Annotated in this window: 9 protein-coding genes; 2 read left to right on the plus strand and 7 right to left on the minus strand. The window is 38.5% G+C overall.

The window, feature by feature from the left end; all coding sequences use genetic code 11:
• Positions 1–193: 193 nt before the first annotated feature.
• Both MKL51_RS20605 and MKL51_RS20610 read right to left on the minus strand, forming a co-directional pair.
• Entirely contained in the window at positions 194–1,573 is a 1,380-nt protein-coding gene (locus MKL51_RS20605; protein WP_014207315.1) for an amino acid permease, read from the minus strand.
• A 140-nt stretch (positions 1,574–1,713) separates the two neighbouring features.
• Positions 1,714–3,435, minus strand: coding sequence for an alpha-keto acid decarboxylase family protein (locus tag MKL51_RS20610; RefSeq protein WP_017480613.1), 1,722 nt, complete (start codon positions 3,433–3,435; stop codon positions 1,714–1,716).
• A gap of 134 nt (positions 3,436–3,569) precedes the next feature.
• Here MKL51_RS20610 and MKL51_RS20615 point away from each other — a divergent pair, with 134 nt between their 5' ends.
• Positions 3,570–4,055, plus strand: coding sequence for an Lrp/AsnC family transcriptional regulator (locus tag MKL51_RS20615; protein ID WP_004700117.1), 486 nt, complete (start codon positions 3,570–3,572; stop codon positions 4,053–4,055).
• A 71-nt stretch (positions 4,056–4,126) separates the two neighbouring features.
• Here the strand turns inward: MKL51_RS20615 and MKL51_RS20620 are convergent, their stop codons facing one another.
• From MKL51_RS20620 to MKL51_RS20630, 3 genes are all read right to left on the minus strand, one after another.
• Entirely contained in the window at positions 4,127–5,557 is a 1,431-nt protein-coding gene (locus MKL51_RS20620) for an aldehyde dehydrogenase family protein (RefSeq protein ID WP_032006974.1), read from the minus strand.
• 286 nt (positions 5,558–5,843) lie between these two features.
• Positions 5,844–7,376 carry a pyridoxal phosphate-dependent decarboxylase family protein gene (locus MKL51_RS20625; RefSeq protein WP_002118849.1) on the minus strand — a complete coding sequence of 511 codons (1,533 nt, stop codon included), beginning with the start codon at positions 7,374–7,376 and terminating at the stop codon, positions 5,844–5,846.
• 2 nt (positions 7,377–7,378) lie between these two features.
• On the minus strand, positions 7,379–8,752 hold the full coding sequence (locus tag MKL51_RS20630; protein ID WP_002118718.1) for a diaminobutyrate--2-oxoglutarate transaminase: 1,374 nt from the start codon (positions 8,750–8,752) through the stop codon (positions 7,379–7,381).
• A 467-nt stretch (positions 8,753–9,219) separates the two neighbouring features.
• Between MKL51_RS20630 and MKL51_RS20635 the strand changes: the two genes are divergently transcribed.
• The gene (locus MKL51_RS20635) at positions 9,220–9,921 is read left to right on the plus strand and encodes an SIMPL domain-containing protein (RefSeq protein ID WP_005803821.1); all 702 of its coding nucleotides are present in this window, start codon (positions 9,220–9,222) and stop codon (positions 9,919–9,921) included.
• Between the two features lie 50 nt (positions 9,922–9,971).
• Here MKL51_RS20635 and MKL51_RS20640 read toward each other — a convergent pair whose 3' ends face one another.
• Together MKL51_RS20640 and MKL51_RS20645 are read right to left on the minus strand one after the other, a co-directional pair.
• A complete protein-coding gene (locus MKL51_RS20640) occupies positions 9,972–11,066 on the minus strand; it encodes a fatty acid desaturase family protein (RefSeq protein WP_002118415.1) in 1,095 nt (364 codons plus the stop codon).
• 12 nt (positions 11,067–11,078) lie between these two features.
• Positions 11,079–12,149 (minus strand): ferredoxin reductase, encoded by a 1,071-nt coding sequence (locus MKL51_RS20645; RefSeq protein WP_270904394.1) that lies wholly within the window; start codon positions 12,147–12,149, stop codon positions 11,079–11,081.
• Positions 12,150–12,249 lie beyond the last annotated feature (100 nt).

The raw sequence follows: 12,249 nt of genomic DNA on the forward strand, positions 1-12,249 counted from the left end.
ATTATAAATATATTAAAAAACGGTAATTTAGTGATTTATTAATTTTATTATTTAAATATTTTCTGTCATTAAAATTATTATTAAAAATTTCTAGAAAAAATAATTTCTTTGTAACATGAAAATAATATGACAAGAGATAAAGGGTTACCAACCTTAAGGCTGATAACCGCAATATCATTGTCAATTTAAAGGATCAATTCGATTGTACTTCTGGCAAAACAACCATTTTTTTACGATATTTTAAGAAGTACATCACAGCTAAAACAGCAAGCCAGATTGGCCCTAAAATAACTGCCAATCTCATATCTGGAGTCATCGCCATAATAATAAGAATAAAGCATACAAAGCTAATGGTTAAATAATTACTCCAAGGACTCATAATACTTTGGAATTTAGTTTGGCGTCTTTGCAATTTCATTGCTTTAGTAAACTTCAAATGAGTCACTGAAATCATGAGCCAGTTAATAACAAGTGCAGCCACCACAAGCATCATGAAGAGCTGAAAAGCTTGACCAGGAATCAGATAATTCACGACCACACATATTGCTGTGATAGATGCAGAAACAACTGCTGCTGGAACCGGAATACCGCGACTGTTTACTTTTTTCAAAATTGCAGGAGCATTACCCTGCTCTGCCAAACCATGCAACATACGACTATTACAATAGATACAGCTGTTATAAACTGAAATAGCAGCAATCAAGACCACAAAGTTCAGAACGTTCGCAACACCGTTACTATTGAGTGACTGGAAAATCATGACAAATGGACTGCCGCCTTCTGCCACCATGTTCCATGGATAAAGACATAAAAGAATACCGATTGCACCGATATAAAAAATTAAAATACGGTACACAATCTGATTTACTGCTTTAGGAATAGTCGTTTCAGGTTTCTTCGTTTCAGCTGCAGCAATACCAATTAATTCCAAGCCACCAAATGCAAACATAATGACAGCTAAAGCCATGACAAAACCGTGAATCCCGTGCGGGAAGAAACCACCGTGTTGCCATAAATTTGCAACACCCGCTTGCGGACCTGCTGAGCCTGAAAGTAAAAGATAAGCACCGAAACCAATCATACTTAAAATGGCAACAATTTTAATGCAGGAAAATAAGAACTCGGATTCCCCAAAAAAGCGGACATTTACCAAGTTAATGCCGTTAATTAAAATAAAGAAAAATAAAGCAGTCAGCCATGTCGGAATTTCAGGCCACCAAAACTGTATAAACGTCCCAATCGCACTCAATTCAGCCATGCTGACGAGTACATATAATACCCAATAGTTCCAGCCAGACATAAAACCCGCCATTTTGCCCCAATATTTGTTCGCAAAATAACTAAAAGAACCACTGACCGGCTCTTCAACAACCATTTCACCTAAATGGCGCATAATTAAAAAGGCAATAATTCCTGCAATTGCATATCCTAATAAAATTGAAGGACCAGCCAATTTAATTGTTTGTGAAAGACCTAAGAATAATCCTGTACCAATCGCCCCTCCGAGTGCGATGAGTTGAATATGCCGATTGGATAAGCCTTGTTTTAACTCGTGCTTATTGTTTGCATCCATAACATTATCTCCAATGTTGGTGTCACTTCCTGTACACCTTTATTCAGCACCATATCCGAAGGCCAGAACCCGGCCTTCGGAAATAAGTAGCTTTAATATGAGTCCATTTAATTTTTGAGAAGACTTGTCCTGTCTTCTATTTAAAAAGAGATTGCATCCTTACATTTAATCGGTTGGGAACGCTCCTTTAAAATTTCGTAACCGCGATCACCGTAGTCAAAACGAGCAATCACAGAAGCAAATTTTTTCAAACTTACCGGCGCATCCATTGCTGGTAGTTTTAATTCAATGAAAGTTAACTGATCATTTTGCTGAACATTTTCTAAAACGCTCTTGAGCTGGCCAGCGGTTTCAACCACATAAGTTGTATGGCCTTTTTTACCGTTAAATACCGCAGGAATTTCAGTGTATTTCCAGTTTTGCACGTCGTTATAGGCCGCGTTTTCACCCATAATTAAGCGCTCAATGGTATAGCCGCCATTGTTCAGCAAGAAAATGATTGGTTTTAAACCATGACGGATAATTGTAGAAAGCTCTTGTACCGTAAGCTGGAAAGAACCATCGCCAATAAATAAAATTTGACGGCGTTCAGGAGCTGCCAGCAAGCTACCAAGTAAAGCTGGCAAGGTATAACCAATAGAACCCCAAAGCGGCTGAGCAATATATTTAGCTGTAGCAGGAAGTTTGATACCTGACAAAGCAGAGTTTGATGTTCCTACCTCACCAATAATCACATCATCTTCTTTTAAGAACCCTGAAATGTAATTCCAAAGCACATCTTGGCTTAGCTTTTGTTGAGCTGGAGCTTCAATTACTTTCTGAGGTTGTTTTTCAAGAAGAGGTGTTGTTGATTTACGTGGCGCAACTTTTTTATTTAGCTCGACAAGTAATTGTCCAATTTCAATACCCGGAAAATCCTGACCAAAAATATTTAGGCCATAAGATTTAATTTCGATGTAGTTTTTGGTCTCAATTTGATGAGTAAATACAGCTGAGCCTACATCGGTAAAACGTGCACCAACACCAATTAAACAGTCAGATTGTTCAATGATATTTTTCACATGCGGTTGGCTTGCCCCACCCACATAAGTTCCAATGTAACGAGGTGAGCCTTCATCCATAATATTTTTTGCAGTATTCATCCCTGCAAATGGAATTGAGCATTTTTGAGACAAATCATTTAAAAGTGAAGTTACACCAAAAACTGAAGCTTCATTATCAATAAGAAGTGCTGGGCTTTGAGCATTTGCAATAATGTCACAAAGTTTGCTTACCACACTCTGCAATAATTCAGGTTCAATAGCTGGGTAGCTTAAGTCAAGCGGACGCTCAGATACTTCAATTTTAACGTGAGTAATATCGCCTGGTAGTTGAATGTGTACAGGACGGCGTTCAAGGAAACACTGGCGTAATACACGGTCAATTTCAAAAGCTGCATTTGCTGGAGTTAAACGTGTTTGGGCAACTGTGAACTCTTTCATACAGTTCATAATATTGTCGTAGTTACCATCGACAAGCGTGTGGTGTATTAGTGTGCCCTTTTGAACCGCATGTAAAGGCGGAATACCTGAGATATGAATAAGAGGTACATTTTCTGCATAGGCACCTGCGATGCCATTAATCGCACTTAAGTCACCTACACCATAAGTAGTTGCCAAGGCAGAAAAACCGTTAATTCGTGCATAGCCATCTGCTGCATAGGCAGCATTTAATTCATTACAATTTCCAATAAATTCGAGTTGTGGGTCTGCTTCAACTTGTTCTAGATATGAGAGGTTAAAATCACCAGGTACACCAAAGAGATGTTGGATACCCATTTGTTTTAAACGAAGATTTAAAAAGTCACCGATTTCTATGAACATTGCTCTATATCCTTTGAGACCAATTTTTATTCCATAGAAAAATAATATTTCATCTATCTTTTAGATTTCGTGCATAATGAAAACGCATTTTAATAAAAATACATGATTTGTGTATCATAAAAGGATTTTATGCAATGGATAAGTTCGACTGGCAAATCATTCAGGCACTACAAAAGAATGGACGGCTCACTAATCAGGAAATAGGCGATTTAATTGGCTTATCTGCTTCGCAATGTTCAAGAAGAAGGCAGCTACTTGAGCAAAAAGGGATAATTCTAGGCTACACTGCGCGCATCCAGCAGCAGGCGCTAGGACTGGAAGTTACAGCGATGATACATATTAATCTAAGAACACACGAGGCAAAATCACAGCAGGCTTTTCAAGAACTCATTGAAGCTGAAGACAACATTCAGGACGCATTTTCAATTAGTGGTGATGCAGATTTTATTTTAAAAGTTGTTGCAGAAAACTTAGAACAGCTTTCTCAATTTGTGACTGAAAGATTACTTTCTTATAATTTTATTGGGCACATAAAGTCTTACATCGTTCTTAAAAAAATTAAAGAACAGAATCATTTTTTAATCAAACCTAAAAGCATGAGCTATCATCACTCTCAATAAAATAACTCAGCTTTTCACTCTTAAAAGTGAAAATAAAAAGGCGGATACTAGATCCGCCTTAAAATTAATATTTAGACTTTACTGATATGAACCGTTTGCCCAATCGTATTTTCAAGCAAGCCTTCCAGACCAAATTCAGCACCTAGGCCAGACATTTTCCAGCCACCAAAAGGTGCATGAGGCAGAACCTCCGCATGGGTATTAATCCAAACAGTTCCGCATTGAAGCTGACTAGCATAAGTCTGAGCGGCTTTAATATCAGAAGACCAAATTGAGCCACCTAAACCAAACTCACTGTCATTGGCACGAGCAATAGCATCGTTAATATCGGTATATTTTAAAACAGGCAACACTGGACCAAACTGCTCTTCTTGGACCACGCGGCAAGAATCAGAAACTTCAGTCAAAATAGTTGGTGCAATAAAATAGCCCTGCTCCGGTAATTGTTGTTGCCCAGACAGCGCTTTTGCACCTTGAGAAATAGCATCAGCAATAAGTGCTTTCACTTTGTTATATTGCATTTGGTTTTGTACTGGGCCAAATGTTGTAGAAGATGCCATTCCATCACCCACAACTTGGGCGTTGGCAATATCAGCTAGTTTTTGAGATAAAGCTTCATATTGGCTTTCATGCACGTATAAGCGCTTTAACGCAGCACATGTTTGACCAGCGTTTAAGAATGCCATATTAAAAATCTTAGCTGCAATTTCATCAATATTTGCATCTGGTAATACAATACCAGCGTCATTACCACCAAGTTCTAAAGTTAAGTGTTTTAGCTGCTGAGCTGCACCAGCCATAATGTGTTGGCCTGTTCGAGTTGAACCCGTAAATACAACTTTTTGTACATCAGGATGAGAAGATAATGCTTCACCAATCTCACCAGCACTAACCACAATTGAAATAACACCAGCAGGGACTTCTTGCTGAATGATTTCACATAAACGTAAAGTTGAGAGTGGTGTGTATTCAGAAGGTTTGCTGATCACAACGTTACCCGCACGCAATGCAGGCATGATGTGCCAAACTGCAATCATCAGTGGCCAGTTCCATGGCGTAATTGAAGCCACTACACCTAATGGTTGGCGATGGCGCTCGATACGCTTAGTTTCACTGTCTTCAATTACTTCTACAGGTAAATCCATTGCAGCCGCATAACGCGTCCAGCCAATTGCACCCTGCACTTCCATTTGTGCAAGCGCCAATGGCTTACCTTGTTCAAGCACAACCAGCTCCGCGAGCATTTCAGCATGCTTTTCAATGCCATCTGCAATCTTGTTCAAGATTGACTTACGCTCTTCGTGCGAGACTTGTTGCCAAGCTTTAGATGCTTGTTTAGCAGCACTCACTGCCTGATTGACTTGCGCAACCGATGCTTTTGCACAACGTGCAGCAGTTAAGCCAGTAGCAGGGTTAAGAATTTCTAGTTCACCTTGTTCACCTGAACAAAGTTGACCGCCAATAATGAGTTTAAATTCATTGAACATATTCGCTTGTTGCATTTCTTCTTCCTTGTCTTAATTGTAATTACAGCCACTTACTTTTTTCAGTTAAAGCGGGATTATTTAAAGTGAGTACGATATTGATATATCAATGCGACCCAAAATATCGGGAACATACCAATACAATAAGAAATTTGCTCCCCATAAATCATGCATAATTATTTTTGTTTTGTGAAAATATGCATGATTTGTGCATGTATTCTTTTCTTCATACACAATCCAAATAAAAACAATCTGCAATAAAAAAGCTCGGTAATAAACCGAGCTTTTTTTGTTATCAACTCAATTAGTCAATTGGTGGTACATAGTTACCAGAAGCAATTGCATCTTTAATGCGGTCAGCTTCAGCCAATACTTGACCTAAAAGGTTTTTAACGTTTTCAAATGTCACAACAGGGCTTAATGTTGTCATTTTCAATGACTGTACATTACCAACTTTTGTTACACCGATATTTGCTTCACCACGTGCAAACAATTCGTCCGCTACGTTTTGGTTCAAGCTATCGATAAACTCAACTGGATAGCCTTGTGGAACAACGCGGAATAATACCGAAGCAAACTGTGGTTCAACTAAAAGTTCTAAACCATCAGTTGCCTTGATGTAATCTGCAACTTCACGAGTAAGTTTTACACCATGGTCAATCATTGAACCATAAAGGTCTTCACCTAGTGATTCGATTGTCATCCACAATTTCAATGCATCAAAACGACGAGTCGTTTGTAATGACTTAGACACAAGGTTTGGTACACCGTGCTCTTCATCATAAGCAGAGTTCAAGTATTCAGCTTCGTAGTGCATGAAACGATAGTTCGCTTCATCTTTCAACAAGAACGCGCCACAGCTAATGCTTTGGAAATAATGCTTATGGAAGTCGAGGGTAATCGAGTCAGACAACTCAATACCATCAAGCATTGCACGATAGTCATTTGACAGAATTAATGCACCGCCCCATGCCGCATCGATATGCATCCATGAACCATATTTATTGGTAATTTCACGGATTTTCTTCAATGGGTCAATTGCACCAGCATCGGTTGTACCTGCTGTCGCAACGACACAAGCAACAACTTTACCTTCAGACTGAAGATGCGCCATCGTTTTTTCGAGAGCATCTACATCCATCTGTGCATTTTCATTCACAGGAACAGTTACAACTGACTGGAAGCCCATGCCCATCATTGCCATGTTCTTTTGCACAGAGAAATGTGCATTTTCAGAACAAATGACTTTGACGTTTTTCATTGCATCGGCAGGAATACCATCACGCTGTACAGACCATGGATTACCATTTTCGTCTTTCCAGTTTTTCGAGATGCACCAGTCACGAGCAAGTAACACACCCATCAAGTTAGATTGAGTACCGCCAGAGGTGAAAACACCTGCCTGACCAGAACCATAACCCACTTTTTGACGCAACCAATCAATGAGCTGAACTTCCATTAATGAACCCGCTGGGCTTTGATCCCATGAGTCCATAGACTGGTTAGTTGCATTAATTAACACTTCCGCGATCTGGCTCATCACCATGGTTGGGCAGTGTAAATGTGCTAATGAATGTGGATGATGTACTTTCAAGCTTTTATTCAAGAAAAGCTCAATCATACGTTGAAGAGATTCTTGTACACCCATACCTTCTTTTGAAGGTTGGAAAGAAATTGCTGAACGCAATTCTTTAATGCTACCACCAGTGTACATCTTTTCATTTTGCAACCATGCTGAAACGGCTTTTACCGCTTCGCCCATTGCTGACTCATAGTCAGCAATGGATTGTGCATCATTGCAGAGTAACGCTTTACGATGTTCTGCAAAATCCACCATACTTATGCGCCTCGTACTGCAACCAATGCTTCTGCAATTGCTTTCTTAAAGCGAGCAACTACTTCAACACACTCGTCTTGAGTGATGATTAGCGGACAAAGTAAACGAATTACCGTACCGTTACGTCCACCTTTTTCAAGCAATAATTTATTGTTGAAACAAGCAGTTTGAATCGCAGCAGCTAATTGTGAATCAGCAGGATGCGAACCAATACGATCAGCTGGTTTACGCTCGTCAACGATCTCAACACCGATCATTAAACCACGACCGCGTACGTTACCGATACATGGGAATTCTTGAGCTAATTTTTTAAATTCAGCTTGTAAGAAGTCACCACGCTCTTGCGCATTTTGAGCAAGATTTTGTTCGCTAATCGTTTTTAATACGACAAGACCAGTACCCATAGCAAGTTGGTTACCACGGAAAGTACCCGTGTGACCAGCAGGCTGCCAAGCATCAAATTTACGTTTAATACCTAATACTGCAAGTGGTAAACCACCACCTACTGCTTTAGACATTACAACAACATCAGGTTCAATACCTGCATGTTCAAATGCAAACATTTTGCCTGAACGTGCAAAGCCAGCTTGAACTTCGTCTAAAATTAAAACGATGTTGTGCTTTTCAGTCACTTCACGGATTTTTTGCAACCATTTTACTGGAGCTGTAACTACACCGCCTTCACCTTGAATCGCTTCAAGAATAACAGCAGCCGGTTTTGTTACACCGCTTTCTACATCTTCAATAAAGTTTTCAAAGTAGTAAGTTAAAGCGTCAACACCAGCTTCACCACCTAAACCAAGTGGGCAGCGGTATTCATGCGGATATGGCATGAATTGTACGCCTGGCATTAAACCGTTAACTGCATTTTTTGCACTTAAGTTACCAGTCATAGCAAGTGCACCATGGGTCATACCATGATAACCGCCAGAGAAACTGATCACTGAACTACGGCCAGTGTAAGTCTTAGCAAGTTTGATTGCTGCTTCAGTTGCGTCTGCACCAGCAGGACCACAGAACTGCAAGCAATATTCTTCTTTACCACCAGGTAAATATGCTAACAATGCTTCAGTGAATGCATCTTTTAAAGGTGTGGTTAAGTCTAAAGTATGCAATGGCAAACCACTTGCCAATGTATCTTGAATACTTTGAATCACCGCAGGATGATTATGACCTAAAGCCAATGTACCTGCCCCAGCTAAACAATCAAGGTACTGTGTACCTTCAACATCAGTAACCCAGCATCCTTGTGCTTTCGCTATCGCTAACGGTAATTTACGTGGATAGCTACGAACATTTGATTCCATTTGACTTTGGCGAGTCAAATAATATTCGTTAGTAGCATTAGTGGCAGGGTTAACGGAAGTAACGCTCATATCGGATTACCATCTCTGATAGGGGTAGAAAGAAATAAGTCTGGTGACGATTGGTCCTTTGACTCGGTGCTTTATAGAACTAGTAAAGACACTTATTTTATATCTTGTAACTAGGAGCGCGATGATACCTAATTTTACAAGAAAAAAAACGTCTTTTATGTACTTTACTCATCTAATCTTATTGAAAAAATGTATCATCCCAATAGTTATGATGAATTATCATCATACTATGTGACAACCTAAAGAAAATATTCTTTTTTTATATTACTTTGATTTTTTAAGTTACATTGAAACACTTTAATTTTAAGATTTTAATTTTTAAAGACTTTATATTTACCAAAATTTAAAAAAACCTGATCTGAATATTACAAATACGCCACAAAATCTGCAAAAGTTATGCATAAGTTATGTTTAACATTTCCTAATGAAAAAAATTAAATTTATATTAATTTTTAAAGGAAAAATTTATGCGTACTTTAGCCGTATCCACCCTTCTTTTAGGTTCTCTCCTTAGCCCTTTAGTTTTTGCTCAGGATGACAATGCTTTGAACTACAATATTGTAAATGTACAAGCGGAAGCTTCTCGCCAAGTTTCTAATGATGAAATGCATGCAACTTTATATATTGAAAAAAGTAACAAACAACCAGCCGAGCTTTCAAACCAAATTAATCAGCTGATGAATCAGGCACTTAATGTTTCTCGTAAATATCCACAAGTAAAAGTGGAAACTGGTGCTCAAAGCACTTATCCAATTTACGATAACGATAGCAATAAGTTAAAAGAATGGCGTGGCCGCGCTGAAATCCGTCTTGAAAGTAAAGACTTTAAAGCTGCTAGCCAGTTAGTAAACGAATTACAGCAAAACTTCCAAACTCAATCGATTAATTTTACGGTTTCTGATGAACAACGTAAAAAAGTTGAAAATGAGTTAATGGTAGAAGCATCTAAAAACTTCCAACAACGTGCTCAAATGTTGACCCAAGCTTGGAATAAAAACCAATATACTTTGGTCACTCTAAACCTGAACACAAATAATTATTTCCCTCAACCTGTAATGCGTGCCAGCATGGCTAAATTTGCTATGGCCGAAGCTGCACCAGCTCAAGACATGGCAGCTGGTGAGTCTAAAATTACTGTGAATGCAAACGGTTCAATTCAGTTTAAATAATTTGTTTCTCTAAAAAAAAAGCCCTGATTAGTTCAGGGCTTTTTTTTGACTTATTTTTTAAAAGGTAAAGCGTATTTAAATATACGGCCTACCACTTGTCCAAACTGTTTAGCCAGACTTGCATTGTTATAATTTAGACCATATTTTTTACATACAGCTTCAACTTTTGGAGCCATTTGGCGATAACGACGCGCTGGAATATCTGGGAATAAATGGTGCTCAATTTGATGGCTCAAATGTCCGCTTAAAATATGTAATGCTTCTGAACCTTTCAAATTAGAAGAACCACGAATCTGGCGCATATACCAGTGACCACGGCTTTCTTCTTGTAAAACAGACTTTGGAAATACTTCTGCATCTTTTGTGAAGTGACCACAGAAAATAATCGTAAACGTCCAGATATTACGAAGACCATTTGCAACCAAATTACCAGTGAATACAGGTAAAGCTGCTGGACCTGCAATTAAAGGGAAGAAAACATAGTCTTTAAAAAGTTGTTTTCCAATCTTTTTATTCACAGGTTTTAATTCTTCCAAGAATTTTGCCATGCTCTTACGCTTGTAAAGAACGCGACCAATTTCAAGATTCTGAATAGCTACGCCCCATTGGAACAATAAACAAAATGGGATGCTATAAACAGGTTGAAGCAAGAAACCTGGCTTCCAGCGTTGCTCTGGGAATAAACGAAGTAAACCGTAACCAATGTCATCATCAATACCTTTAATATTGGTATAGGTGTGATGTTTATAGTTATGAGTTTGACGCCAGTTATCAGAAGTACCGACAGTATCCCACTCGTAAGTTTGACCATTAAATTTAGGATCGTTCATCCAGTCATATTGACCGTGCATCACGTTATGACCGAGTTCCATGTTTTCCATAATTTTAGAGAAGCCTAACAGACCTGTTCCTAAAATCCATGCTGGTGGGAACCAACCTGCAAACAAACATGCACGACCTAAAAAGCTACTATAACGAATTGCAGCATAAACACGGCGGATATATTTAGCGTCTTTCTCACCCAAATCATCCAATACTTCTTGCTTGATCTGATCGAGCTCTTTTGCAAATGCATCAAGTTCTGCTGGAGTCAAATCTCGATTTTTAGGATTTTTAAAATATTCGACTTTCACGGGCATATTCATAAGAGTTCTCTCTTAAAGATCAATAACTAGATCGGATTTTGCTGAGTTCACACAAATTTTGAGTAATTGGCTTGGTTCAGTGTTTTCGCTACCGTTAAGTAAATTACGTGTTGAACCTTGGGATTTATTACAAACACATTTATTACAAATTCCCATACGGCAACCATGAGTTGGTTTAAGACCTTCATGTTCAAGGCTAACCAGAATTGACTGGCCTTTAGGAATTGCAATAACCTTATTAGACTGGGTTAATGTGACATTCACATAACCAATATCATCAGCAGAGCTTTCATTTGTTAAGCTAAATGCTTCTGTTAAAACGGCTGGAGCTTTTTCAAAAAGTTGCTCAACAGTCGCCACAAAACCTGAAGGTCCACACGCATAAATTGTGCTGTTTTCTACATCATCAACTAAAGCTAAATGCTCTGCATTTAAACGTTCATCATTTGGGGTTTCTTGTGTATAGAAAACCTGATAATTAAAGTTCGGATATTGCTGCGCAACTTTTTCAAAGTATTCAACAAAAGCTGCATCTGAACGTTGTTTTACCCAATATAAAAGTTGCACCTGAACTTTATCTAACTGCTGGCTTTGTTTAATCGCAGTAATCAAGCTCAACATTGGGCTAATACCACTACCCGCAGCCAACATAATTAAATTCGGTGTTTTGATGTTTTGTTGCATGTCACCATAAGGTTGACCAAGCTCAAAAACATCACCGATTTTGCTTTCAGAAATAAACCAGTTACTCACGATACCATCAGCAACTTTTTTTACGGTTAAACGTAAGTGCTGAGCATCAATTTGCGTCAAACTATAAGTACGTTCATAGCGACGACCAGCAATTTCTACAATCACAGGATGATGCTGGCCTGCAACGCCCATTTTCACTAAGCGGTTGCATTTTAGCGTCAGGCTCACCATGTCATGAGCGACAAATTCTTTTTTTACAATTTGAACAAGTCCGTGCTTTACAGACCATAAAGGATTAACTTTTTGTAGCCAGAAATTAGCCATTTCTTTATCAAAGATGGCTTGTGTCAATGAATTGAATAGAGAATTTCTCTTTTCGATTGCTTGCATAACTGAAGGCTCTGTCGCTCTTTTTTAATTATTATACATATGTATATATATTTGTATATACACCCGTACTTTTAATTACAATTTCACAAGTTCAGCTTCT

The sequence above is a fragment of the Acinetobacter sp. AOR18_HL genome (genome assembly GCF_027855145.1).
GTDB classification, from domain to species: domain Bacteria; phylum Pseudomonadota; class Gammaproteobacteria; order Pseudomonadales; family Moraxellaceae; genus Acinetobacter; species Acinetobacter pittii.

Excerpts from the sequence above, each read along its gene's own strand:
- MKL51_RS20605 (WP_014207315.1), bottom strand. The coding sequence starts at position 1,573 with ATGGATGCAAACAATAAGCACGAGTTAAAACAAGGCTTATCCAATCGG.
- MKL51_RS20610 (WP_017480613.1), bottom strand. The coding sequence starts at position 3,435 with ATGTTCATAGAAATCGGTGACTTTTTAAATCTTCGTTTAAAACAAATG.
- MKL51_RS20615 (WP_004700117.1), top strand. The coding sequence starts at position 3,570 with ATGGATAAGTTCGACTGGCAAATCATTCAGGCACTACAAAAGAATGGA.
- MKL51_RS20620 (WP_032006974.1), bottom strand. The coding sequence starts at position 5,557 with ATGCAACAAGCGAATATGTTCAATGAATTTAAACTCATTATTGGCGGT.
- MKL51_RS20625 (WP_002118849.1), bottom strand. The coding sequence starts at position 7,376 with ATGGTGGATTTTGCAGAACATCGTAAAGCGTTACTCTGCAATGATGCA.
- MKL51_RS20630 (WP_002118718.1), bottom strand. The coding sequence starts at position 8,752 with ATGAGCGTTACTTCCGTTAACCCTGCCACTAATGCTACTAACGAATAT.
- MKL51_RS20635 (WP_005803821.1), top strand. The coding sequence starts at position 9,220 with ATGCGTACTTTAGCCGTATCCACCCTTCTTTTAGGTTCTCTCCTTAGC.
- MKL51_RS20640 (WP_002118415.1), bottom strand. The coding sequence starts at position 11,066 with ATGAATATGCCCGTGAAAGTCGAATATTTTAAAAATCCTAAAAATCGA.
- MKL51_RS20645 (WP_270904394.1), bottom strand. The coding sequence starts at position 12,149 with ATGCAAGCAATCGAAAAGAGAAATTCTCTATTCAATTCATTGACACAA.